Here is a 23,432-nt window from a genome sequence, read left to right on the forward strand (position 1 = left end):
AAGTTAGACGACGCTGGCAATTTCTTCTTCAGTTAACGGACGATATTCACCGGGGGCTAAATCAGCATCCAGCGTAATGCCGCCAATACGTTCACGATGCAGCTCAACCACATGGTTACCCACGGCGGCGAACATACGTTTCACCTGATGATAACGCCCTTCGCTGATGGTCAGACGAACCTGCGTTGGGGTAATCACTTCCAGCACCGCCGGCTTAGTGAGATCTTTTTCGTTATGCAGCTGCACGCCTTTAGCAAATTGCTCTGCCGTATCGTCAGCTACGGGTGATTCCAGCGTCACCAGATAGGTCTTCTCGCAATGATGGCGCGGGGAAGTAATGCGGTGCGACCACTGACCATCATCTGTCATTAGTACCAGACCGGTGGTATCGATATCCAGACGCCCTGCGGCGTGCAGTTTCCACGCTACCGGTTCATCCAGAAAATAGAGCACCGTTGGGTGATCCGGGTCGTCCGTGGAGCAAACATAGCCCTGAGGCTTATTGAGCATGAAGTAACGTGGACCGTGTTGCTGCGCCAGCGGGTTGCCATCGTAAGCGACATCATGTTCAGGGAGCAGTTTGAACGCTGCATTACGGACGATTTCGCCATCGACGGTGACACGATTGCCGCGGATTTCACGCCCGGCAATAGCACGGCTAACGCCGAGTTGCTGTGCGATAAATTTATCAAGTCGCATGTGTGTGATTTTGCCTGTAAAAAACGGAGGTCGGGTAATGACCCGAAAATCTGAACTGTTGTCTGCCCAGTATAGCGGTCTAATAACTTCCCTCAAGGGAAAAAGATCCGTGGCATACTATTAGCAGAATAATCTACCTACGCGAGACCATGATTTTTACACTCCGCCCATATCAGCAAGAAGCCGTGGATGCCACGCTCAACCATTTTCGTCGTCATAAAACCCCTGCCGTTATCGTGCTGCCCACCGGTGCAGGTAAAAGCCTGGTGATAGCGGAACTGGCGCGGCTGGCGCGTGGTCGCGTGCTGGTGCTGGCACACGTTAAAGAACTGGTGGCGCAAAACCATGCAAAATATCAGGCGCTGGGGCTGGAAGCCGATATTTTTGCCGCCGGGCTAAAGCGCAAAGAGAGCCACGGTAAAGTGGTATTTGGCAGCGTGCAGTCGGTCGCCCGTAATCTTGATGCCTTTCAGGGTGAATTTTCGCTGTTGATTGTCGATGAATGTCATCGTATTGGTGACGATGAAGAGAGCCAGTATCAGCAAATCCTCACTCACCTGACAAAAGTGAATCCCCACTTACGCCTGCTGGGGCTGACTGCCACGCCTTTTCGACTGGGCAAAGGCTGGATTTATCAGTTCCATTATCACGGCATGGTACGCGGGGATGAGAAAGCCCTTTTCCGTGACTGCATTTATGAGCTGCCGCTGCGTTATATGATTAAACACGGCTATCTGACGCCGCCAGAACGGCTGGATATGCCGGTAGTGCAATACGATTTCAGCCGCTTGCAGGCACAGAGTAACGGGCTTTTCAGCGAAGCCGATCTCAACCGCGAGCTGAAAAAACAGCAACGCATTACCCCGCACATCATCAGCCAGATCATGGAGTTTGCCGCAACGCGCAAAGGAGTGATGATTTTCGCCGCCACCGTTGAACACGCCAAGGAGATAGTGGGACTGCTGCCTGCCGAAGATGCAGCACTAATTACTGGCGACACACCCGGCGCTGAGCGCGATGTGTTAATTGAAGATTTTAAAGCCCAGCGTTTTCGCTATCTGGTCAACGTCGCGGTACTGACCACTGGATTTGACGCCCCGCACGTCGATCTTATTGCTATTCTGCGCCCTACCGAATCGGTGAGTCTTTACCAACAAATTGTCGGGCGCGGTCTGCGTCTCGCTCCAGGCAAGACTGATTGCTTAATTCTTGATTATGCGGGTAACCCTCACGATCTCTACGCGCCGGAAGTTGGTACACCGAAAGGCAAAAGTGACAACGTTCCGGTACAGGTTTTCTGCCCTGCCTGCGGTTTTGCCAACACCTTTTGGGGGAAAACGACCGCCGACGGGACATTGATTGAACACTTTGGTCGCCGCTGTCAGGGATGGTTTGAAGATGACGACGGTCATCGAGAACAGTGTGATTTCCGTTTCCGTTTTAAAAATTGCCCGCAATGTAACGCGGAAAACGATATTGCCGCCCGCCGCTGCCGCGAATGTGACACCGTACTGGTTGATCCGGATGATATGTTAAAAGCGGCGCTACGACTGAAAGACGCGCTGGTATTACGCTGTAGCGGCATGTCTTTGCAGCATGGGCACGACGAGAAAGGCGAATGGTTGAAAATCACCTATTACGATGAAGACGGCGCGGATGTGAGTGAGCGTTTCCGTCTACAAACGCCCGCCCAGCGTACCGCCTTCGAACAACTTTTTATCCGTCCGCATACGCGCACACCGGGCATCCCTCTGCGCTGGATCACCGCCGCCGATATCCTCGCCCAGCAAGCCTTACTGCGACACCCGGATTTTGTCGTCGCCCGCATGAAAGGTCAGTACTGGCAAGTGCGTGAAAAAGTGTTCGATTACGAAGGTCGTTTTCGTCGGGCGCACGAATTACGCGGTTAATGGTAGTTTTGATTGATGTATAAGGCGATTGAGTATAGAATCTCGCCCGCTTTTGCATACGCAAAGCAGATCACTTACCTGTTGCTGGGTCGCCTGTAGCAGGATTAATTTAAGAGAGAAAGAAATGTTTACTATCAACGCAGAAGTACGTAAAGAGCAGGGTAAGGGTGCGAGCCGCCGCCTGCGTGCCGCTAACAAGTTCCCGGCAATCATCTACGGTGGCAAAGAAGCGCCGCTGGCTGTCGAACTGGATCACGACAAAGTCATGAACATGCAAGTTAAAGCTGAATTCTACAGCGAAGTTCTGACCATCGTTGTTGACGGTAAAGAAATCAAAGTTAAAGCTCAGGACGTACAGCGTCACCCGTACAAACCGAAGCTGCTGCACATCGACTTCGTTCGCGCTTAATTGCTGAATAAGTTGTAAAAAACCCCGCTCCGGCGGGGTTTTTTGTCTCTGCAAATTATGCCTGATTACGGTATTGCTATTTTTTGCAGGCCAGATAAGGCGTTCACGCCGCATCTGGCATTCAGAACACAAAACCGATTAATTGCCGCCAGACGTCCGGCGCTGCAATTGATCGCGCAAATTCGGCGGCGTGCCTTTAATGGTCAGGGTATCGGTTGCTGGATCCCAGAAGATGCGTTCACCTAACAGCATCGAATCAAAGTTAATAGTCAAGCCACCGCCGCTACCGGCAAACTTCGTCAACTGACGCAGTGTGCTACGGTCTGCCGGGAAGCTCTCTTCCAGTTCGTAGCCTTTTTCAGCCGCAAACTCCGTGAAGCTCACTTCGCTGACGCCTGCCAGCTCTTTCGACAGCGATTCCAGTTCAATCTCTTCACCTGCCTGTAGCTGCTCATTACAGTAGCTATAAACCTGCTGGCGCACGTTCTGTCGCTCTGCTTTATCCAGTTGTGCTTCGGCAGTGAAATCATCGACCGCTTGCAACAGCCCACGGTTTTGCGCTTTCGCGTTTAACCCTTCGCTGGCACCGAGGAAATCCATAAAGAAATCCGCCACTTTGCGCCCTACTCGCCCTTTCAGGAAAGTGAGATAGCGGGTCGACTCTGGATTGGTTTCCCACTCGGTTAAATCGATACGCGCAACAATATCCGCATGATTGATATCAAGATAATGGGTTGGGTTGATGTCGAGATTTTCGTTAACACGCATACTGCTCAGGTTACTCAGAACTGCCACCAGCAGATACTCCACCGCCAGATAGCGATAGTGGCAAAACAGCACGAATCCACCGTCAGCAAAAGGATATTTCGCTAATTCGTCACGCAGGCGACCGGTTGCCGCGCGGCTAAATGCCAGAAAGTCCTCTTCGCCCTGACGCTGTAAGCGCAGCGTCTGCGCCAGTTCACTCTCTTCGCTAAACAAGCCGTAAGCTTTATTTTTGGCGCTATAGACCCGATGCAGTTCTGCCACCATCTCAACGACGGTTTCTGTCGGTTCCAGCAATGAATCGCGCAACACCAGCTCAAGGTTCTGCTCATCACGCTTGATAAGCTGGTGCAGAGCAATCTGGTTGATATCCAGACTCATGATAAACTCTCCTTTAAGACCGGGCGGTATTCAACCACCGCCGGTTAAGCGACGCAATAAAAGATGGCGGTCATTTTACAGAAGGCAGCGTAACGAGAATGATTTAACGCATAAAAAAGCAGAAAAAAAACCGTTGCTACGGTAATATGTTGCCCTTTCATCAACTAACTGATTTCGATTTATGCCACAAATTTCCCGCTACAGTGATGAACAGGTTGAACAATTGCTCGCAGAGCTACTCAACGTACTGGAAAAACATAAGGCTCCGACCGACCTTTCCCTGATGGTGTTAGGCAACATGGTCACTAACCTTATCAACACCAGCATTGCCCCGGCCCAACGCCAGGCAATTGCCAACTCTTTTGCCCGCGCCTTACAGTCCTCTATCAACGAAGACAAAGCGCACTAAGGGAAACAGATAACAGGTTATGGTAACTCATCGTCAGCGCTACCGTGAAAAAGTCTCCCAGATGGTCAGTTGGGGGCACTGGTTTGCACTGTTCAATATTCTGCTTTCGCTCGTCATTGGCAGCCGTTACCTGTTTATCGCCGACTGGCCGACAACGCTTGCTGGTCGCATTTATTCCTACGTAAGCATTATCGGCCATTTCAGCTTCCTAGTGTTCGCCACCTACTTGCTGATCCTCTTCCCGCTGACCTTTATCGTCGGCTCCCAGAGGCTGATGAGGTTTTTGTCCGTCATTCTGGCAACGGCGGGAATGACGCTATTACTGATCGATAGCGAAGTCTTTACTCGTTTCCATCTCCATCTTAATCCCATCGTCTGGCAACTGGTTATCAACCCAGACGAAAATGAGATGGCGCGCGACTGGCAGCTGATGTTCATCAGCGTGCCGGTTATTTTATTGCTTGAACTGGTGTTTGCGACGTGGAGCTGGCAAAAGCTGCGAAGCCTGACGCGTCGTCGACGCTTCGCGCGCCCGCTGGCCGCATTCTTATTTATCGCCTTTATCGCCTCGCATGTGGTTTATATCTGGGCCGATGCCAACTTCTATCGCCCGATCACCATGCAGCGCGCTAACCTACCGCTTTCGTACCCGATGACGGCGCGACGTTTTCTTGAGAAGCATGGTCTGCTTGATGCGCAGGAGTATCAACGCCGTCTCATTGAGCAAGGTAATCCAGACGCCGTTTCCGTTCAGTATCCGTTAAGCGAACTGCGCTATCGCGATATGGGCACCGGGCAGAATGTGCTGTTGATTACTGTCGATGGCCTGAACTACTCACGCTTCGAGAAGCAGATGCCTGCGCTGGCAGGTTTTGCTGAGCAAAATATTTCGTTCACGCGCCATATGAGCTCCGGCAACACTACAGACAACGGCATCTTTGGCCTGTTCTATGGCATCTCGCCGAGCTATATGGACGGTATTCTGTCGACCCGTACGCCTGCGGCATTAATTACTGCGCTTAATCAGCAAGGCTATCAGCTGGGGTTATTCTCATCAGATGGCTTTACCAGCCCGCTGTATCGCCAGGCATTGTTGTCAGATTTCTCGATGCCGAGCGTACGCACCCAATCCGACGAGCAGACCGCCACGCAGTGGATCAACTGGCTGGGCCGCTACGCACAAGAAGATAACCGCTGGTTCTCGTGGGTTTCTTTCAATGGCACTAACATTGACGACAGCAATCAGCAGGCATTTGCACGGAAATATAGCCGGGCGGCAGGCAATGTCGATGACCAGATCAACCGCGTGCTCAATGCACTACGTGATTCTGGCAAACTGGACAATACGGTGGTGATTATCACTGCCGGTCGGGGTATTCCACTGAGCGAAGAGGAAGAAACCTTTGACTGGTCCCACGGTCATCTGCAGGTACCATTAGTGATTCACTGGCCAGGTACGCCGGCGCAGCGTATTAATGCTCTGACTGATCATACCGATCTGATGACGACGCTGATGCAACGCCTGCTACATGTCAGCACACCTGCCAGCGAATATTCGCAAGGTCAGGATTTGTTCAACCCTCAACGCCGTCATTACTGGGTTACCGCCGCGGATAACGATACGCTGGCAATTACCACCCCGAAAAAGACGCTGGTGCTGAACAATAACGGTAAATACCGTACTTACAACTTACGTGGTGAAAGAGTGAAAGATGAAAAACCACAGTTAAGTTTGTTATTGCAAGTACTGACAGACGAGAAGCGTTTTATCGCTAACTGATTAATTATAAATCAGTTAGCAAAATATCTTACTTGCAATCGGTGTGGAAAACGGTAGTATTAACAGCCACGAGTCGGCACGTAGCGCAGCCTGGTAGCGCACCGTCATGGGGTGTCGGGGGTCGGAGGTTCAAATCCTCTCGTGCCGACCAAATCTACCATAGTTAATCATCGTTTTTATGAAAAAAGCCCGCTAATTCATTGAATGGCGGGTTTTTTTATTGTTTTTAATCATCGTTATTCGACGGTAACAGTAGTTTTCAGACGTTTTTTTTAGTTATATGTTTAGTTATACGGGCTGGCGCATAGCTAAATCCGTATAACTAGAACCTGTTTTTTCCCGTGGATTCAAAAACGTATGGCAAGAAAGGCAACCCCACTCACCACCACACAGCTCAAAGCAGCTAAACCAGCGGAAAAAGAATACACCTTACAGGATGGCGGCGGGCTTTTTCTCGTTGTTAAGCCGTCTGGTTCGAAACTATGGCGATTCAATTACTATCGCCCATCGAATAAAAAACGAACAATCATTAGTTTGGGATCGCTTGATGAAGTCTCCCTAGCTGATGCCAGAAAGCGCCGTAGCGAGTACAGGACGTTAATTGCGGCAGGAACCGACCCGCAGGAATACGAACGGCAAAAACGCGAAGCAGAGGCTCGACGACAGGGCAACACGTTCGAAAATGTGGCCGCATCGTGGTACGAAATGAAAAAAAACCAGAATCTCGCCCACAATACGATCAAGGACATCTGGCGCTCGCTAGAGAAATATGTATTCCCGTATATCGGAAACACACCGATAGATACTCTCACCGCTCGCCGCTTTGTTGAGATACTCACGCCCATCAAGGCACGTGGCAATCTGGAAACGCTAAAGCGCGTTTTGCAGCGAATAAACGAGGTTATGGACTACGCCGCCAACAGCGGGATAATTGACATCAATACCGCCGCCAATGTTCGAAAGGCATTCCCCACCCCGACCAAAAAGCACATGCCAACTATTCGACCAGAACAGCTACCGCAACTTATGAACGATTTAACGATTGCCAGCATAGAACGACAGACCAAATTGTTGATTGAGTGGCAGTTGTTAACTGCAACCCGCCCAGCCGAAGCCTCCGCCGCACGGTGGGAAGAAATCAACCTTGAGGCGGCAACCTGGACGATACCAGCCGGACGCATGAAGATGCGCCGTGATCATGTGATCCCCCTTTGCGCTCAGGCGATGGCAGTGCTTGAAGCCATGAAGCCGATTAGCGCACGAAGGGAGCATGTTTTCCCAAGTCTTAAAAATCCAGTGAAACCAATGAGCAGCCAGACAGCAAACGCAGCATTACGGCGAATGGGTTACGCTGGTGTGCTGGTATCTCATGGACTACGCGCCATATTCAGCACAGCGGCGAACGAAGAAGGATTCGAGCCGGACGTAATCGAGGCCGCACTCGCACACGTGGACACGAACGAAGTTAGACGGGCATACAACCGAAGCAACTACCTAGAAAAACGTAAAGTGTTAATGTGCTGGTGGGGTGATTTTGTGGAATCTGCTGCAACCGGAATAACCATCGCCAGCGGGCACAGGGGATTACGCGGAATAAAATAAAATATTTAAAAATTATTGGTTCCTAATTGACACCAACCAGGAGCCAATTTGGAGCCAATTTGGAGCCAATTTGGAGCCAATTTGGAGCCAATTTAAACCGCTTAGTTTTATGTTAGAAAAATACATTTAGCTCTCTAACGCCCATTATTTAAACTCAGAAGACTCATTATTTAAAGTTAGAATACCCATTATTTAAAGTCAGAAGAAAAATAAATAGTTTTTGCTAAATGGCTCTTGACTTATTTTTTTATGATTTTGTATTCTTTTTTCTATACTTTCACATGTTACCGTCATTTCCATTCAAAAAGTGATATTTTGCTGTCTAGAGGAGAAATAAGATGAGGGCTATTCTTTTAAGACCAGAGGTAAAGGCCTTGCTACGCATTAAATCTGATTCGACCCTAACGGAGATGGTTAACAAAGGCGGGTTCCCCAAAGGATTCCGTATCGGGCTGCGTCGCATTGGCTGGTATGAAGATGAGGTACTCGCCTGGTTGAAAGAACGTGAGAGGGAAACTCGTGAAGCGTAAGTGTGATTAACGCTCGCCTGATTACTATCAAGCAACAAGACAATTAAGAGAGAACATTATGAATACTGGCAAAAATGCCCAAACAGGGGCAGGTTTTCGTTCAACCATAAAAAATATGGCTGATGTTATTATTCAGTTCAAACCTTACGAAAGAATCAATTGAACTAATCGCACTTCCGTTTTAAACGGAAACGTACAATCGCATAGCTTAAACGACAAAAGAAATATGCTTGTTACAAATAAAACAAAGGCGACCGCAGAGGGCCGCCAGAGGACATGTATTAAACTTGAATACATCGCCAACAATGCCATATTTACGGCTGGTGGGCAATGTAATTTGTATGGTGGACATACCATCAACACATCCGACCACATGAGCAAGAAAACGGGATATACTCCCTGCGCACCTCATAAAACGGGTGTCGGGATTACCACCCCGCTGGAGTTACAGGCGATACAGACGCGCCAGGCGTCTTTTTTTGTATCGGCGCACGCGCACGCCTTATCAATGGTGGGCTGTATGGGGCTGACTTCGGTCAGGCTGGTTTCCTGTAACACCAGTTGTGGTAACCCTGTACAGTCCACCGCCAGCGAGCTTACCACCTCCGGCGGTGGGTATATCCCAACGTTACAGGAGGCTGCCAAATGGCTACTACCCCTACCCTCGAACATTCTCAAAACACATTTATCTGGCGCTTTGTCATCTTTAATCCGACTGATTCCCGTGTTGTTCACGTCGAGGCATCAACCGAACGAGAAGCGCGTAACTGTTGCCCGTCCGGCTGTGTTGCTGTATTCGCTGCCCGTATTCGTCAGGGGGTGAGGCATGCTTAAGCGATTTCAGATAACCGCACGCGCTGTAAATCATCAAGGCCACGTTATTGATAATCAGCAAAACGTGAACGCCACCAGCGTTAATGCAGCTATCGCAATATTGAAAGAAGAGTTAATCGGCTGTGGGTTCACGCAGGTGATGATCCGTGCCGTAATTGAAGTGGCGACAGTTCATTAATCTCATTAATACAGCTTTAACAAAAACGTAATTCGATAAATGAAAGCAAAAAATTCTGGCTTTACTGCCAGCGGTAAAACTCGTCCTGAATTCATGCACGGCGATATTTACCGCGATAAATACGGCAGCACGGTAATGATTAAGGGCGTGAGTGAACGACGCATGATCTACCGCCGTGAAGGATACGAATATGACTGCGTGATGCCTGTTTATCAGTTCCAGCGTGATTTTACGCTGGTGGATCATCGTGAAACCGTAAATCAGAACCGTGCAGCAAGATATATCCGCAAAATCCGCGAAATGCTGGTTACTGGGGGCAAGAAATGAAACGCGCACCGAACTTAAAGCACCAGCCAGCCGACAAAATGACGGAGGTTATCATTTTTGCGGGTAGTGATGCGTGGAGCCATGCGAAAGAGTGGCAGGAATGGGCAGGTAAGCATATTGCCGCCGACAATGTGCCGCCTGTCGTTCTGTCAGATGAACACCTGAAAGATATTACCGGTTATCAGATTATTGATGATAGCCGTCAGTGTGTGCGTGTTTACCGCGCAGGGCACATCACTGAACGTAGCCTTACACAGATCGTCACATTGCTGGCTGTGGCTGGCGTGAAGACCGTATACGAATATGCGGGGATAACTGACACCAGCCCGGCGGATTTATCCGACCAGTTGCCTCGCCTCAAAGACGAATACGAGCGCGGGGAAAGTCTGGTGTTGCCCTTAAAGAAAAAAATCACAGAAAGCCAGGGCGATGATGAATTAAAACCCCGCGTTGAAAGTCGCGCCGATGGTGTTTTCTGGGTAACGCCCAAAGTTGACAAACAGTCAGGCGAAATTATCCGGCCTGAGGCGTGGTTATGTTCCCCGCTTGAACTACTGGGAACGGGAACGATCGGTAAAGAGCATTACCGCGTGATGCGCTGGAAAAAATTAGCAAATCATGAAGTCATCACAATGGCGATCCCGTGCGGTGGCATTGGCGACCGTGACGGCTGGCGGCTGCTGAAAGATCACGGACTCAATGTGACAACCAACGGCAAATACAGGGCTATCCTGGCTGACTGGATGCAGTTAAGCGGAAACCATGAGGAATGGCAGTTAAGCACAACAACGGGGTGGCATTTTGGCGCGTACATCATGCCGGACGGTTCAGTCATTGGTGAGTCTGAAAAACCGATCCTGTTTACCGGAAAAACGGCTGCCGTTAATGGTTATTCCGTAGCAGGAACGACAGAGGGCTGGCGCGATACAGTGGCGCGACTGGCTGGTGGTAATCCGTCCATGATGCTGGGTGTGGCGGTATCGTTATCAGCACCATTAATCGGGCTGGTGGGCGCTGACGGCTTCGGGGTACATCTTTTCGAACAATCATCGGCAGGGAAAACCACCACACAGAACATCGCATCAAGTTTATGGGGAGAGCCGGACGCGCAACGGCTGACTTGGTACGGAACGGCGTTAGGTATCGCCAACGAGGCAGAGGCACACAACGACGGGCTGTTACCCCTGGATGAAATAGGCCAGGCCGGAAACGCGCGGGAGGTGTCCACATCGGCTTATACGCTGTTTAACGGTTCGGGGAAATTACAGGGGGCGAAGGACGGCGGCAACAGGGAGATAAAACACTGGCGAACGGTGGCGATCAGTACCGGAGAAATGGACGTTGAAACATTCCTCAAAAGTGAGGGGATAAAAGTCAAGGCGGGGCAGCTTGTCAGGTTGCTTAACGTGCCGATGGAGAAGTCTACGCAGTTTCACGAATACAGCACAGGAAAGGCGCACGCAGACGCGTTAAAAGCCGCCTGGACAGAAAACCACGGGGCGGCGGGTCGTGAATGGATTAAATGGCTGGCAGCCCACCAGCAGGAGGCTAAGGACACGGTAAGGGCGTGCCGTGAACGGTGGCGCAACCTAATACCGGAGAGCTACGGCGAACAGGTTCATCGCGTAGGGGAACGATTCGCCATACTGGAGGCCGCGCTTGTGCTGTCCGGTCATGTTACGGGCTGGAATGTTCAGACGTGCTGTGATGCCATTCAGCATAACTTTAATGCCTGGGTGAAGGAGTTCGGCACGGGTAACAAGGAACACAGGCAGATTATTGAACAGGCAGAGGCATTTCTTACTGCCTACGGCATGAGCAGGTTTGCGCCTGTCAATTATGACCCTGCAAGCCTGCCGATTTCAGAACTGTACGGCTACAGGGAAAGCGAGGGGCGTTACGGTGAGCCTGTTTTGTTTTACGTCCTGCCGGAGCCATTTAAATCGCATGTGGCGAAGGGATTTAACAAGGATGCCGTAGCAAGAGCCCTTCACGAAGCCGGAATGCTGAAAAAGCCAGCCAGCGGGGAAGGATGGCAAATCAGAACACCACGTCTTAAGCACATGAAGGGGGCACGACTAAGGGTGTACGGCCTTTTACTTGCACAGGATCATGATGATGAAGGTGGTTAATCTCTCGCGTGTAGGTTTAAAGACTCTTGTCCCACCTGTCCCAACCTGTGAGAAACACACATAACATACTGAATTATATTGGGTAATATCAGAAAAAGTGGGACAAGAGCGGGACAAGTTAAGGTGATTTTGGGACAAGTTAGGAGCATTTTGGGACAAGTCAGCAGGCGTTATTTTTTGCCTGGCTGGTGGACATTAAAAATCCAACCAACATTTAAAACCGGAGAGCAGACAATATGACGGCACAAATATCAGCTTACGGGCGGCTGGTGGCTGACCCGCAGTTAAAAACCACCAGCAAGGGAACACCAATGGCGCTGGTGAGTATGGCTGTTCCCCTTCCGTGCAGTCAGGCATATGACGGAACAGCGACGATGTGGTTATCCGTCCTGGCGTTTGGCAGACAGGCCGATGCACTGGCAAAACACCAGAAAGGCGAACTGGTGAGCGTGGTGGGTAACATGCAGATAAGCCAGTGGACAGACCAGAACGGGGAAATGCGGCAGGGCTGGCAGGTCATCGCAGACAGCGTAATCAGTGCGCGAACCGTGCGACCAGGAGGCAGGAAAGGACAGCAAGGGCAGGCTACTGACGCACTGAACAGGACAAAGCAGCAGACGGGCCAGCAGGATGACCCGTATGAGGACGAAATACCATTTTAACTGCCAGTGGATTCACTAACAGAGGTTAACAAATAATGACTACACTGACTATTAGCAGAAAACCGAAAGGCATTTACGGCATACCACAGAAAAAGACACAGACGACACAGCAGCAGGATAAAACCACATCAGCGCATAAAGTGATACCCGGCAATCAGAACGCACAGCAGAGCCGCAAACAGAAGCCCACAGGGGCGACACCGTGGCGGCATATGACCAAACGCCAAGGCAAAAACCGCAGGCGCGTTAACCGTCTTATTGAACTATGGCCTGAATTATTCAGCCTGGAATCACCGAAGCCGCTTAAGGTAGGGATATTTGAAGACCTGATACAGGATATTGCCGTCAGGGCGCTGGCTTTTGGGTCAGGGGCATTACGTGCGGCGCTAGCATCTTATGCTCATTCTCCGCGTTATTACCGTGCCTTAATGGCTGGTGGCGTGCGTTACGATCTGAATAGCCAGCCATGCGGCGAGGTGACACAACAGGAACAGCAGGACGCGGAAGCACGACTGATGGCACTGAAAGAGAAGCGCAAACGTAAGTCGAACAAGGAGCAAGCTGGCGTATGAGTATGATTCACGACAGCAAAGCGGAAGATCTGGAGGCTAAAGGCCTGTACCGGAGAGCGGCGGCCCGATGGGCTGAGGTCATGCAACAGGTGAATACCGATAAGGAGCGCGAACAGGCAGTAAAGCGTCGCGCGGAATGTATCCACAAGGCAGCACGTTCGCCCGTCATGCTGGATAATTTCGGGGGCTTGAGAGAGGCAGCACACCGCACACAGGCGGATATGGGGATAGAAATCGCAAAATCTGTCTGGCGGAACTACCAGACAGACAAGGTTTTATAGTGGCAGTTCTGCATTATTTTTTGTGTTATTGAGTTGTAGAGCGTTTCAGGAGTTTTTTGAATCACATGAACGTTTCGCTGGTGGATATTCTCGACAAGTTGCAGCCAGGCCGACGCGTGCCAGCTCGCCGCAGTGCCTGGCATCTTCCGTACATCGTCTTTCTCGAACGGCGCGGAAACGATTTGATTGCGTTGAATCCCGTCACAGAGGATAGCGTTACGCTATCTCCTGAGAGCCTACTAGCCACAGACTGGGAGTACTGCTAAACACAAACGCATCGAGGGTGCTGGCGTGTTGCCAGCCCCACCCCATCCGAAATGATCCCCCAAAAAGTGCAAAATGATCCCCCATTAACGAACAGAAAACAAACAAATAAAGAACAACAAATGAGCATTATTTGCAATTCTTGACAAAAATCCCCCCTATTTATAACCCTACCAAATTTAAAATTACATCTACAAAACAATAAGTTACAAAATCACCAACGGATCATTTCGGAAAAAACGGTTAGTGCCTTTTTCGAAAGGGGATCATTTTGTTGCTTAAACTCATATGCGGATTACATATCAATACGCTAGTGATAGCCGTTCTTGAATGCCACAGAAACGCGCTGTAATCGATTCTGGCGCAATTAGCTGTGCTAGCTAATGATTTCCTATCTGGGGATGTTGCGCACGTCTGGATTGCGTTACCACCGAAGATTGTGCGCGTATGGTGGCTGTTACGGTGGCCTCCCGACAACGCAAAATTGCGGCGGCACTGTCGGTTTACCGCGCTAACACGGCTTGATTCACTCGCTCGACTTGTCCCACCTCCCCCCCAACTTGTCCCAAAACAGCCTGGACTCGTCCCACTTTACCTAATTTATTTTTAACAAAATCAATTTGTTAGGTGCTAGTGGGACAGGCGGGACAGGTGGGACGGGTGGTTTTGTATATATATACGAAAAATTGCATTCAGGAGGGGGGGCGAAATTCCTGCAATCCATTACTTATGGAACTGTCCGCCCCGTCAAATTTTTACGCCCGCGCAATTAAAAAAATGCGTCACGCTGGTGGGCATGATGCCGATATGCTTGTCGGGTTCAGCTTTTTAAGGCGGCTGTAGATGTCAGGTTATCCGTGCTTATCCACCAGCCAGCTTCATAGCGGATAGCAGGAAAATGATAACGGTTAAAGCTGTACATTTTTGCAGCAAATTATTTTAGTTATACGTTTGGATATACAATTTCAAAACTCAATTAATCTACATCTTTAAAATCATGCAGTTACAGGCTCAATTAAACTACTCTCGTGAAAAAAACCAACCGTAAAGGTTGGTTTTTTTATATCTGCATTTAATTCGATAAACAGACCGCGACACATCACGGCCTGTTTATTGTCTGTTATCAGAACGACCAGACCACACCCGCCTGAGTATTCCACGGTGATTCTACCCCTGCGCCATTGCCATAGCTGACAGACAAATGACCGCTTAACGTCGGGGTAAACGATGACCTTATCCCAGCCTGATAAACGCCACGGGTTCCAGCCACATCATTATTAAATTTGCCATCGTCATTAACTTTCACCTGGTTAGAATCGGCGTATTCCTGACGTACGGCGGCTTTCAGCCAGGGTTCCAGCGTCGTACCGTTTTGCAGGTCCATGTGATAGCTTACCGCCGTTCCCGCTTCAGCGCGTAATATGCGGGTATTTCCCACATCCGCACGCATGCCGTTTGATAACGTGTAGTCCTGACCATCTGTGGTAAAGCCGGTAAAGGCCAGATAAGGTCTAACACTCCACAATCCGTCAACCCAACGGAACCCGCTCTCGACATGAGCACCCGCGCCGTTACTATTGTAATCGCCAAACGCTGTTGCCCCATTACTCATCTTGCCATGGATGGTGTTGGCAAAACGGTCAACTTTCACCACCCCATCAACATAGGCACCGTTCTGATGCTCCCAACCGGCATAAGCCCCCAGGGTATAGCTATCGACATTGCCTTTGCCGCCGCGATCAAAACCAATATCAGAATGAGAGTAACCAAAGAACAAGCCGCGAATTGTACTGCTTTCTTCACGGGAGAAACGGCTATCGATACCGAGCGTCAGGCCCGTCAATGTTTGCTCAAAGCCAGCTCCCGCATCAGTGGTCACGTTGTTGCGGGTGTTAATTGCCGAACTCCACATCGCCGTATCGTAACTAACGCCTTTTACGCTACCAAGACGCTCACGCACGGTGTCCAGTTCTGCATCAAATACCAGCGGTTGTGCTGCCGCCATATTCAGCACATCAGTGGTTGAAGGGGTAATTTGCGCGCGATTCTCTGCCAGACTCCAGCTATGGTTGCCATTATCCAGCAAGGTATATTCATACGTACCGATATCAACAACGCCTCCGGCATTGCCCAACGTAAATGCAGCATCACCGCCGCCCGTTGTTACCAGTGTAAGGCTATCACCTGCTGCCGGGCTGGCCCCCGTGTCCGTCACAAATATTTTGAAATCACCTGTTGCCTGACCGGTGACGTTGAGCTGATCGCTCTGATGATTAGCCATATCGGTACGCATATAAAAATTTCCGTTTCCCGACAGGGTATTGGTAGTCAACATAGTGAAATTTTCCGCACTTGCCGTCACAGATGATCGAGTCACTGGTTCAGCCATCATAATCACATTTGCGCCGGACATCGCAAGGTTGGCTAAGTTGAGGCGAGTGTTTTGGTTCGTCGTAGTGTTATCGGCAATGATGGTCCATGCGCTATTTTCGAGCGAAACATCCGCTTTGCTGGTATCCACGGCACCATGCGTTCTTAAAGAAGCGCCCTCAGAAACCACGACACTACCCACCAACATAGCGGGTGCATAATTTATTTGCGGCTTCATGACCTCAAGAATGCCATCATTCCCTCTGACTGAAACGTTAACCATCGTGCCAGCCCAGACATTAGCGCGGCCATTGTTGATAACCATATTTTCAGAGATGGCTTTAGAGGAATACGTTATACTTCCATTCTGATCTGATCGACCGAGATCATATACCGCATTTGCCTGCACTCTCGTACCAGTATCCTTTCCCAGCGATTGCATAGTGGCATGCTCATCAAGGATAGTGTCAATGGCCTGCGTGTCCTCCATAACAATGAGCCCGGAACCATCATCCAGTTCATAATTTTTTGACACACCATCTTTTATACTAAATTGGCCTTTACTGTTTGTACCACTCACTTCCAGTGCATTCGTTGAGACAATTAATTTTCCGCCTGCTTTTTTATCAACGCCAGTTGCAGTCCCGCCATCCATAACCTCCAGTAAGCCGCCACTATCCACAGTGGTATTATAAGCGAAGTCATTTTCTTCAACTCGCAAACTTCCGCCGTTTTCCAACAGCATATTATTAGCAATACCATCCTTGATATCGAACTGACCGAGACGGTTTGTTCCGAATACCTCCATGGCCCGCGTGGTTGTTTTAATCGCACCGCCTGCTTTCTGATCTACCGCAAATGCTAATCCCCCCTCTTTAACCTCCAGTAATCCTCCCTTTTCGATAGCGGCAAAGACGGTAATCCCATCTTTTTCAATAATTAAGCGCCCGCCTTTAATGGTGGTATCATTCGCTGCGCCATAAACCTGTAGCACACCATTATTGAGGGTAGTCTGGTTTGCTGCGCCACCCATTTGAACAATTTGATAACCATCATTTAATACTGAGTATTCTGCGGTGCCATTCATTTCAATGTACTGATACCCGCCGTTAATTTCAGTATTACTACTTATACCAAATTCTTTAATATGCTGTTCTCCGCCAGGATTGATTTTCGTATTATTGGCGGTCCCATAAACCAGCTGGATATCTTTTTCCAGGACAACACCATCAACTGTCTCACCATACTCAACTGTTGATGCCAATGCTATGGGTGAATATAACGCTGTAGCCACCAGAACAGATATTGCGGAACGACAAAGAGAAACAGAACCAGATTGATGCATTGAGCTTTCATCCTATGAAATTAATTGCTGTTAAAAGCATTGGGTAGAGAAAATACCCATAGCTCCATACCCGGAGTCAGTTTTTAAAAACTGTTTAAAGAAATGCACAAGTATTGTGATTGATTTTTTAGTTGTTTTTCTTGATGAGAAGCTGATGCAAAATTCCGTCTTTATAATGAAAATGATGCCAAAGCGAACGACAAGGTTGTAGTTTTCGCTACATGTCCATACATAAAATGGGGTAACATTCACGCGCCTGGTAGCGTTACCAACGCTACGCTCAAACATAATGATTCTAATAAAACCTCAGGAGACTACTATGCCTGAAGCAACGCCTTTTCAGGTGATGATTGTGGATGATCATCCACTTATGCGACGCGGTGTTCGTCAGTTACTGGAGCTTGATCCTGGCTTTGAAGTGGTCGCCGAAGCGGGCGACGGCGCGAGCGCGATCGATCTGGCGAATAGACTGGATATCGACGTGATCTTGCTGGATCTCAATATGAAAGGTATGAGTGGCCTGGATACCCTCAATGCCTTGCGCAGGGATGGCGTTACCGCGCAAATTATTATCCTGACCGTATCAGATGCCTCCAGCGATGTCTTTGCGCTGATAGACGCAGGCGCAGACGGTTATCTGTTGAAAGACAGCGACCCGGAAGTGTTGCTGGAAGCGATTCGTGCCGGAGCGAAAGGCAGCAAAGTCTTTAGCGAACGCGTCAATCAGTACTTACGTGAACGTGAAATGTTTGGAGCAGAAGAAGATCCCTTCAGCGTGCTGACGGAGCGCGAGCTGGATGTTCTGCACGAGCTGGCACAGGGGCTGTCAAATAAACAGATTGCCTCGGTGTTGAATATTTCCGAGCAGACAGTAAAAGTACACATTCGCAATCTGCTGCGTAAACTCAATGTCCGCTCACGCGTGGCGGCCACCATTCTGTTCCTGCAACAACGCGGGGCACAATAAAAATAGCCCGATGGCATCACCATCGGGCCTCTTATTATTTACTCTCCTGCGGCGACAAATGTTGCATCGCCTGCGCGATACTACGTTCAATCACCGCACGGCGAGTATCGTTGGCAGGTAAGAGTTTCAACATCATCTCCCACGCGGCAACGGCTTCGCCAAATCGCTGCTGCTCAAAGGCATTAAACGCATACATGCTTAACACACGGATATTACTATGATCCGTTCTCACCAGCTGACGTAGCAGTTCACCGCCGAGGCGGTTGTCGTTGGGATCAGATGAACGTGTCAACGCTTCAGCGTATCCCAGTGCAGCATCGCTGTTTTTCGGATCGAGGCGATACGCAGTAGCGTATGCATCGGTGGCGATACTGGCGTTACCCAGCGCCATGCCAACGCGGCCCAACATAATCCAGCCTTCTATATCTCCCGGATTTTTTTGCAGTTGAGTACGCATCCCCAGCGCAAGGCGCGACATCTCTTCTTCGTTGAGCGGATCGGCTTTCGGATCCAGCGCCCTGTCCAGTAACGCCGGAGCCTGTGCCGTGGCCTGCTGCCAGATTTTCACCTGCTGATAATTGCCCGTCTGGTAGTAGCTGACGCCAGCCACAATTAACGCCACCACAATACCCGGCAGATAAACAATATATCCGGCACGCTTACCTTCCGGCACGCTTTGTTCAGGAAACGCGTCCGGCACCACGCGTACCCGACGCCGCGAACGGGCGTAAATGACCCAACCTCCAATGCCAATAGCCACTACCGGAAGCACCCACAGCAGCACGGTCAGCGGCGTTAACGGCGGATCGTAAGTGACGAAGTTGCCGTAACGCGCCACCATATAATCGACAATCTCTTTCTTACTTTTACCTTCCTGCATCAGTTCATACACTTTCTGGCGCAGGTCGGTGGCAATCATCGAGTTGGAATCGGCAATGCTGTTGTTCTGGCATTTCGGGCAGCGTAGTTCTTCAGTGAGTTGCCGGAACTGCTGCTCCTGCGCTTCATCCTTAAACTGCAACACGTCGATGGTCGCCAGCGCTGAGCCGGAGATCATCAGCATCAGCACGCCCAATAAAAACCTCATTGTGCGGCCTCCTTACTGTATTTCTCCCACAGCGGCTTGATCTCTTCTTCCCAGACGCGAGGATTGAGATCGCCCGCATGGCGATAGCGAATGATGCCGTTGCCGTCGATGAGGAACGTTTCTGGCGCGCCATAGACACCGAGATCCAGTCCTAACATGCCGTCGCCATCAAACAGGCTTAGTACGTAAGGATTGCCCAGCTCTTTCAGCCAGCTGATTGCCTTCTGGCGATCGTCTTTATAGTTCATGCCGACCACGCGGATGCCCTGCGCAGAAAGCTGATTCAGATATTGATGTTCCGCACGGCAGGTCGGACACCAGGTCGCCCAGACGTTAAGCAGCACTGGTTTGCCCTGAGTCAGCACATCCGCCTGATAAAACTGCCCCGGATTGTCCAGTGATTCGAGGCGAAACTTCGGCACTGGCTTGCCAATGAGCGCCGATTCCAGATTGGTCGGATCATCCCCTTCGGCATTACGCGCCAGCTGCCACAGCAGCGCCGCGGCAATCGCCAGGAAGATAATCAACGGAATTAACAATACTTTGCGCTTCATACAGCCTCCGGCGCAGTTTTCTGCGGGTTCACGCGCTTACGATAGCGAGGATCAAACAGACACAGCAGTCCGCCCAACGCCATCATCAGCCCGCCCGCCCAAATCCAGCGAACAAACGGTTTGTAGTAAAGACGCACAGCCCACGCGCCGTTTTCCAGCTCTTCACCGAGCGCGGCGTACAGGTCACGCATGATGCCACCGTCAATCGCCGCTTCGGTCATCATCGACCCAGCAGTGTTGTAATAACGTTTTTCCGCATACAGCACCGTTTCCGGCTTGCCATCTCGCGTTACGCCGATAGTCGCCACACCGCCGCGCCAGTTCGGGCCAGTCACCTCTTTGACATCACGGAAGGTGAAGCGATATTCATGAATATCGACGCTATCGCCGGACTTCATGCGCACATCACGCTCAACGCTATAGTTCTGGCTAAAGGCAATGCCAACAATTGTCACTGCCAGCCCCAGGTGAGCCGCCACCATCCCCCAATAACTGAAGTTGGTTTTCGTGCCGCGTGAAATACGCAGCGCAGCTTCCGCAATTGCCAGCACCGCAATCCAGCAGGCCATTGCCAGGCCGAGCACCGTCATCGCAACAACTTTGCTTTCGAACAGCCACGGCAACAGCAGAGACAGCACCAGCGTAGAGATGAAGGCGATAATCAATAAATTGCGGATTTTACGTGGGCGATCGCGCCCCCAGCGCACCAGAGGACCGACACCCAGCAGTAGCGCAAACGGCACCATCAGCCAGGTAAACATGGTGTTGAAGAACGGTTCGCCAATCGAAATACTGCCCAGTCCCAGTTGCTTGTGCACCAGCGGCAGCAGCGTCCCCAGCAACACCACCAGCATCGCGGCGACCAGCAAAACGTTGTTCGCTAACAGCAGAGATTCCCGCGACCACAGCGCATTGTTTACGCGTGAGCGAACTTTGTGTCCACGCGCGGCAAACAGCAGCAGCGAACCGCCAATCACCAGCACCATAAAGGCGAGGATAAACATACCGCGCGCCGGATCAGACGCAAACGCGTGTACCGATACCAGCACGCCGGAACGCACCAGGAAAGTCCCCAGCAGACACAACGAGAAGGCACTGATTGCCAGCAGTAATGTCCACGCTTTGAAGCTGGCGCGTTGTTCAGTGACCGCCAGTGAGTGCATCAGCGCAGTCCCCACCAGCCACGGCATAAACGAGGCGTTTTCTACCGGATCCCAGAACCACCAGCCGCCCCAGCCGAGTTCGTAATAGGCCCATGCGGAACCGAGCACAATGCCGAGCGTCAGGAAGATCCACGCCGCCAGCGTCCACGGGCGGGTAAAACGCGTATAGGTGCTGTCCAGACGCCCACTCAACAAAGAAGCAATGGCGAAAGCAAACGCCACCGAGAAACCGACGTACCCCATATAAAGCAGAGGCGGATGGAAGATCAGCCCCGTATCCTGTAACAGCGGGTTAAGATCGCGACCTTCAATCGGGAAGTTCGGCAACGTGCGTGAGAACGGGTTAGAGGTAAAGAGAATGAACAGCAAAAAGCCGACGCTGACCATCCCCATTATCGCCAGTACGCGGGCCACAATATCCAGCGGAATACGCTGACTAAAAATCGCCACCGCAAAGGTCCAGCCGCTCATCAGCAGCACCCACAGCAGAAGCGAACCTTCATGCGCGCCCCAGGTAGCCGCCACGCGATACCACACCGGAAGCTGGGTATTGGAGTTGCTGGCAACATAGGTGACGGTAAAGTCGTTGACCACGAAAGCATTGACCAGCACCAGAAATGCGCCAGCTACAGACATAAACAGCAGCCAGGCAAACAAGCGGGAAGACGCCATCATGCGCGCATCTCCGCGCGCCACGCCCCATAGCGGATACACGGACAGCAGCAGCGCAACTCCTAGCGCCAGACACAGCAGTCCGTTACCAATTTCCGGCATCATGATGCTGGGTCCTTATAAACACTCGCCGGGCGACGGTGATTGGCTTCCATCGCTTTCTCAACTTCTGGCGGCGTGTAGTTTTCATCATGTTTCGCCAGCACTTCTTTCGCGAGGATATGATTGCCTTTTTCCAGTTCGCCCTGCACCACAACGCCCTGCCCTTCACGGAACAGATCCGGCAAAATGCCTTCGTAAGAGACATCTACTGAACCTTCAGCGTCGTAAATGGTGAAAGTTACTTTTAGCGAATTGGGATCGCGCTGCACACTACCCGGCATCACCATCCCGCCAACGCGCAGACGCTGACCGACTTCCGGCATTTGCTGAGTTTCACGCTTGCCGTAGAGAATTTCCCCCGGCGTATAAAAGAGATCGATATTCGAGCGCAGCGCATATAGCACCAGACCGATAGTCAGCGCCAGCCCTGCCAACACGGCACAGGCAATCCACAAGCGGTTTTTACGGCGAATATTCATGCAGCCTCCTGCTGTTGCGCAGCACGTAAACGCGCCTCACGCGCCCGCTGTTGCGCCACGCCACGCAGAATTGCGCGATGCTGCATCACCGAGTGCACGACCAAAACCACCAGCGGAATAACGGTCATCACCACCGCCAGCCAGACAAAAAAGGCGTAACCGCCCATTGCGAAAAATTCATTCCAGGAAGCAAATGCAGGGGTCATTTACGGCCTCTTTTCAGTATCAGTTCACTCACCCACGGACGGCGTTTTTCCATCAGCAAAATCAAATTACGCATCCGCATCAGCGTCAGCGTGGTAGACAGCAGCAGGAAGCCAAAAATCGACCAGCGCAGCGGCGAACGCATCGCCGGATCGATACTTTGCTGCATCCGCGTTGATCCCTGATGCAGGGTGTTCCACCACTCCACGGAGTAATGAATAATCGGCAGATTCACCACGCCAATCAGCACCAGAATACCTGCCGCACGGCCCGCCAGACGCCGGTCGTCGAAGGCGTGCCACAGGGCAATTACACCAACATACAGAAACAGCAGCACCAGTTCAGAAGTCAGGCGTGCGTCCCATACCCACCAGGTGCCCCACATCGGTTTTCCCCATGCAGAGCCGGTAACCAGGGCAATAAAGGTAAACACGGCACCAATGGGGGCCATCGCCGCCACCGCCAGGTTGGCCATTTTCATCTGCCAGACAAGGCCAATAAACGCCGCCACCGCCATTGATGCATAAATGCCCATCGACCAGATCGCCGCAGGCACATGCAGGTAGATAATGCGGTAGCTATTTCCCTGTTGATAATCAGCCGGAGCAAAGCCGAATCCCCAGATCCAGCCGACGGTAAGCACGACCACACTGGCAATTGCCAGCCACGGTATAAACCAGCCACAGATTTGATACAGCCGTGGTGGGATCGCCAGTTGATGCAGTGTTTTCCACATAGTTTCGATACCAGACTC

General features: G+C 50.9%; 23 protein-coding genes, 1 tRNA gene and 1 pseudogene. 16 read left to right on the forward strand and 9 right to left on the reverse strand.

Annotation, left to right across the window (positions count from 1 at the left end; genetic code table 11):
- Positions 1-3: 3 nt before the first annotated feature.
- The gene (gene rsuA / locus ACJHX3_RS12885; protein ID WP_001234850.1) at positions 4-699 is read right to left on the reverse strand and encodes a 16S rRNA pseudouridine(516) synthase RsuA; all 696 of its coding nucleotides are present in this window, start codon (positions 697-699) and stop codon (positions 4-6) included.
- A 149-nt stretch (positions 700-848) separates the two neighbouring features.
- Between rsuA and ACJHX3_RS12890 the strand changes: the two genes are divergently transcribed.
- Both ACJHX3_RS12890 and rplY read left to right on the forward strand, forming a co-directional pair.
- Positions 849-2,609: a DEAD/DEAH box helicase gene (locus ACJHX3_RS12890; RefSeq protein ID WP_000578056.1), complete on the forward strand. Its 1,761-nt coding sequence runs from the start codon at positions 849-851 to the stop codon at positions 2,607-2,609.
- Positions 2,610-2,733: 124 nt separating this feature from the next.
- Entirely contained in the window at positions 2,734-3,018 is a 285-nt protein-coding gene (gene rplY / locus ACJHX3_RS12895) for a 50S ribosomal protein L25 (protein ID WP_000494186.1), read from the forward strand.
- A gap of 138 nt (positions 3,019-3,156) precedes the next feature.
- Here rplY and yejK read toward each other — a convergent pair whose 3' ends face one another.
- Entirely contained in the window at positions 3,157-4,164 is a 1,008-nt protein-coding gene (yejK, locus tag ACJHX3_RS12900; protein WP_000050790.1) for a nucleoid-associated protein YejK, read from the reverse strand.
- A gap of 181 nt (positions 4,165-4,345) precedes the next feature.
- Between yejK and ACJHX3_RS12905 the strand changes: the two genes are divergently transcribed.
- The 13 genes and pseudogenes from ACJHX3_RS12905 to ACJHX3_RS12965 all read left to right on the forward strand — a co-directional run bounded on the left by ACJHX3_RS12905 (position 4,346) and on the right by ACJHX3_RS12965 (position 13,471).
- The gene (locus ACJHX3_RS12905; RefSeq protein WP_001135667.1) at positions 4,346-4,573 is read left to right on the forward strand and encodes a YejL family protein; all 228 of its coding nucleotides are present in this window, start codon (positions 4,346-4,348) and stop codon (positions 4,571-4,573) included.
- 19 nt (positions 4,574-4,592) lie between these two features.
- Entirely contained in the window at positions 4,593-6,353 is a 1,761-nt protein-coding gene (yejM, locus tag ACJHX3_RS12910) for an LPS biosynthesis-modulating metalloenzyme YejM (RefSeq protein ID WP_000256203.1), read from the forward strand.
- Positions 6,354-6,427: 74 nt separating this feature from the next.
- A tRNA-Pro gene (locus ACJHX3_RS12915) sits at positions 6,428-6,504 on the forward strand.
- 206 nt (positions 6,505-6,710) lie between these two features.
- Positions 6,711-7,955, forward strand: coding sequence for an integrase domain-containing protein (locus ACJHX3_RS12920; RefSeq protein ID WP_000101297.1), 1,245 nt, complete (start codon positions 6,711-6,713; stop codon positions 7,953-7,955).
- A 338-nt stretch (positions 7,956-8,293) separates the two neighbouring features.
- Positions 8,294-8,485 (forward strand): helix-turn-helix transcriptional regulator, encoded by a 192-nt coding sequence (locus tag ACJHX3_RS12925; RefSeq protein ID WP_001201666.1) that lies wholly within the window; start codon positions 8,294-8,296, stop codon positions 8,483-8,485.
- Positions 8,486-8,858: 373 nt separating this feature from the next.
- Positions 8,859-9,080: pseudogene (locus ACJHX3_RS12930) on the forward strand (hypothetical protein); the annotation flags it as partial.
- 50 nt (positions 9,081-9,130) lie between these two features.
- Positions 9,131-9,319 (forward strand): host cell division inhibitor Icd-like protein, encoded by a 189-nt coding sequence (locus ACJHX3_RS12935; protein ID WP_001384686.1) that lies wholly within the window; start codon positions 9,131-9,133, stop codon positions 9,317-9,319.
- Positions 9,312-9,497, forward strand: a complete 186-nt coding sequence (locus ACJHX3_RS12940) for a hypothetical protein (protein WP_000919328.1) — start codon at positions 9,312-9,314, stop codon at positions 9,495-9,497. The genes ACJHX3_RS12935 and ACJHX3_RS12940 overlap by 8 nt, the downstream gene beginning before the upstream one ends.
- 39 nt (positions 9,498-9,536) lie before the next feature.
- Positions 9,537-9,824: a DUF4222 domain-containing protein gene (locus ACJHX3_RS12945; RefSeq protein WP_000644969.1), complete on the forward strand. Its 288-nt coding sequence runs from the start codon at positions 9,537-9,539 to the stop codon at positions 9,822-9,824.
- Positions 9,821-11,956, forward strand: coding sequence for a DUF927 domain-containing protein (locus ACJHX3_RS12950; protein WP_000817020.1), 2,136 nt, complete (start codon positions 9,821-9,823; stop codon positions 11,954-11,956). The genes ACJHX3_RS12945 and ACJHX3_RS12950 overlap by 4 nt, the downstream gene beginning before the upstream one ends.
- A 236-nt stretch (positions 11,957-12,192) precedes the next feature.
- On the forward strand, positions 12,193-12,618 hold the full coding sequence (locus ACJHX3_RS12955) for a single-stranded DNA-binding protein (RefSeq protein WP_000126711.1): 426 nt from the start codon (positions 12,193-12,195) through the stop codon (positions 12,616-12,618).
- Between the two features lie 35 nt (positions 12,619-12,653).
- A complete protein-coding gene (locus tag ACJHX3_RS12960; protein WP_000209995.1) occupies positions 12,654-13,190 on the forward strand; it encodes a ProQ/FINO family protein in 537 nt (178 codons plus the stop codon).
- A gap of 2 nt (positions 13,191-13,192) precedes the next feature.
- The gene (locus tag ACJHX3_RS12965) at positions 13,193-13,471 is read left to right on the forward strand and encodes a PerC family transcriptional regulator (RefSeq protein WP_024164758.1); all 279 of its coding nucleotides are present in this window, start codon (positions 13,193-13,195) and stop codon (positions 13,469-13,471) included.
- 1,387 nt (positions 13,472-14,858) lie between these two features.
- On the opposite strand, the gene yejO is transcribed toward ACJHX3_RS12965, so the two are convergent.
- The gene (gene yejO / locus ACJHX3_RS12970; protein WP_123058347.1) at positions 14,859-17,450 is read right to left on the reverse strand and encodes an autotransporter YejO; all 2,592 of its coding nucleotides are present in this window, start codon (positions 17,448-17,450) and stop codon (positions 14,859-14,861) included.
- A gap of 319 nt (positions 17,451-17,769) precedes the next feature.
- Between yejO and narP the strand changes: the two genes are divergently transcribed.
- Complete coding sequence (narP, locus tag ACJHX3_RS12975; protein WP_001113637.1) at positions 17,770-18,417, forward strand: nitrate/nitrite response regulator protein NarP; 648 nt, start codon at positions 17,770-17,772, stop codon at positions 18,415-18,417.
- 34 nt (positions 18,418-18,451) lie between these two features.
- Here the strand turns inward: narP and ccmH are convergent, their stop codons facing one another.
- From ccmH to ccmC, 6 genes are read right to left on the reverse strand one after another with little or no spacing between them, the layout of a single operon-like run.
- On the reverse strand, positions 18,452-19,504 hold the full coding sequence (ccmH, locus tag ACJHX3_RS12980) for a cytochrome c-type biogenesis thiol:disulfide oxidoreductase CcmH (protein ID WP_001211558.1): 1,053 nt from the start codon (positions 19,502-19,504) through the stop codon (positions 18,452-18,454).
- Positions 19,501-20,058, reverse strand: coding sequence for a thiol:disulfide interchange protein DsbE (gene dsbE, locus ACJHX3_RS12985; RefSeq protein WP_000824447.1), 558 nt, complete (start codon positions 20,056-20,058; stop codon positions 19,501-19,503). The genes ccmH and dsbE overlap by 4 nt, the downstream gene beginning before the upstream one ends.
- Positions 20,055-21,998: a cytochrome c-type biogenesis heme lyase CcmF gene (ccmF, locus tag ACJHX3_RS12990; protein WP_410236150.1), complete on the reverse strand. Its 1,944-nt coding sequence runs from the start codon at positions 21,996-21,998 to the stop codon at positions 20,055-20,057. Before ccmF ends, dsbE begins: the two co-directional genes overlap by 4 nt.
- Positions 21,995-22,474 (reverse strand): cytochrome c maturation protein CcmE, encoded by a 480-nt coding sequence (ccmE, locus tag ACJHX3_RS12995; RefSeq protein ID WP_001026418.1) that lies wholly within the window; start codon positions 22,472-22,474, stop codon positions 21,995-21,997. The genes ccmF and ccmE overlap by 4 nt, the downstream gene beginning before the upstream one ends.
- Complete coding sequence (gene ccmD / locus ACJHX3_RS13000; protein WP_000186540.1) at positions 22,471-22,680, reverse strand: heme exporter protein CcmD; 210 nt, start codon at positions 22,678-22,680, stop codon at positions 22,471-22,473. The genes ccmE and ccmD overlap by 4 nt, the downstream gene beginning before the upstream one ends.
- A complete protein-coding gene (gene ccmC / locus ACJHX3_RS13005; RefSeq protein WP_094322024.1) occupies positions 22,677-23,414 on the reverse strand; it encodes a heme exporter protein CcmC in 738 nt (245 codons plus the stop codon). The genes ccmD and ccmC overlap by 4 nt, the downstream gene beginning before the upstream one ends.
- Between the last annotated feature and the right edge of the window lie 18 nt (positions 23,415-23,432).

The sequence above is a fragment of the Escherichia sp. WS1265 genome (genome assembly GCF_046487585.1).
Taxonomy (GTDB): domain Bacteria; phylum Pseudomonadota; class Gammaproteobacteria; order Enterobacterales; family Enterobacteriaceae; genus Escherichia; species Escherichia coli.

Excerpts from the sequence above, each read along its gene's own strand:
- ACJHX3_RS12960 (WP_000209995.1), top strand. The coding sequence starts at position 12,654 with ATGACTACACTGACTATTAGCAGAAAACCGAAAGGCATTTACGGCATA.
- ccmH (WP_001211558.1), bottom strand. The coding sequence starts at position 19,504 with ATGAGGTTTTTATTGGGCGTGCTGATGCTGATGATCTCCGGCTCAGCG.
- yejK (WP_000050790.1), bottom strand. The coding sequence starts at position 4,164 with ATGAGTCTGGATATCAACCAGATTGCTCTGCACCAGCTTATCAAGCGT.
- ACJHX3_RS12940 (WP_000919328.1), top strand. The coding sequence starts at position 9,312 with ATGCTTAAGCGATTTCAGATAACCGCACGCGCTGTAAATCATCAAGGC.
- rplY (WP_000494186.1), top strand. The coding sequence starts at position 2,734 with ATGTTTACTATCAACGCAGAAGTACGTAAAGAGCAGGGTAAGGGTGCG.
- ACJHX3_RS12955 (WP_000126711.1), top strand. The coding sequence starts at position 12,193 with ATGACGGCACAAATATCAGCTTACGGGCGGCTGGTGGCTGACCCGCAG.
- ccmD (WP_000186540.1), bottom strand. The coding sequence starts at position 22,680 with ATGACCCCTGCATTTGCTTCCTGGAATGAATTTTTCGCAATGGGCGGT.
- ccmE (WP_001026418.1), bottom strand. The coding sequence starts at position 22,474 with ATGAATATTCGCCGTAAAAACCGCTTGTGGATTGCCTGTGCCGTGTTG.
- ACJHX3_RS12950 (WP_000817020.1), top strand. The coding sequence starts at position 9,821 with ATGAAACGCGCACCGAACTTAAAGCACCAGCCAGCCGACAAAATGACG.
- ccmC (WP_094322024.1), bottom strand. The coding sequence starts at position 23,414 with ATGTGGAAAACACTGCATCAACTGGCGATCCCACCACGGCTGTATCAA.
- ACJHX3_RS12925 (WP_001201666.1), top strand. The coding sequence starts at position 8,294 with ATGAGGGCTATTCTTTTAAGACCAGAGGTAAAGGCCTTGCTACGCATT.
- ccmF (WP_410236150.1), bottom strand. The coding sequence starts at position 21,998 with ATGATGCCGGAAATTGGTAACGGACTGCTGTGTCTGGCGCTAGGAGTT.
- narP (WP_001113637.1), top strand. The coding sequence starts at position 17,770 with ATGCCTGAAGCAACGCCTTTTCAGGTGATGATTGTGGATGATCATCCA.
- ACJHX3_RS12935 (WP_001384686.1), top strand. The coding sequence starts at position 9,131 with ATGGCTACTACCCCTACCCTCGAACATTCTCAAAACACATTTATCTGG.
- ACJHX3_RS12945 (WP_000644969.1), top strand. The coding sequence starts at position 9,537 with ATGAAAGCAAAAAATTCTGGCTTTACTGCCAGCGGTAAAACTCGTCCT.
- ACJHX3_RS12965 (WP_024164758.1), top strand. The coding sequence starts at position 13,193 with ATGATTCACGACAGCAAAGCGGAAGATCTGGAGGCTAAAGGCCTGTAC.
- yejO (WP_123058347.1), bottom strand. The coding sequence starts at position 17,450 with ATGCATCAATCTGGTTCTGTTTCTCTTTGTCGTTCCGCAATATCTGTT.
- rsuA (WP_001234850.1), bottom strand. The coding sequence starts at position 699 with ATGCGACTTGATAAATTTATCGCACAGCAACTCGGCGTTAGCCGTGCT.
- ACJHX3_RS12905 (WP_001135667.1), top strand. The coding sequence starts at position 4,346 with ATGCCACAAATTTCCCGCTACAGTGATGAACAGGTTGAACAATTGCTC.
- yejM (WP_000256203.1), top strand. The coding sequence starts at position 4,593 with ATGGTAACTCATCGTCAGCGCTACCGTGAAAAAGTCTCCCAGATGGTC.
- ACJHX3_RS12890 (WP_000578056.1), top strand. The coding sequence starts at position 849 with ATGATTTTTACACTCCGCCCATATCAGCAAGAAGCCGTGGATGCCACG.
- dsbE (WP_000824447.1), bottom strand. The coding sequence starts at position 20,058 with ATGAAGCGCAAAGTATTGTTAATTCCGTTGATTATCTTCCTGGCGATT.
- ACJHX3_RS12920 (WP_000101297.1), top strand. The coding sequence starts at position 6,711 with ATGGCAAGAAAGGCAACCCCACTCACCACCACACAGCTCAAAGCAGCT.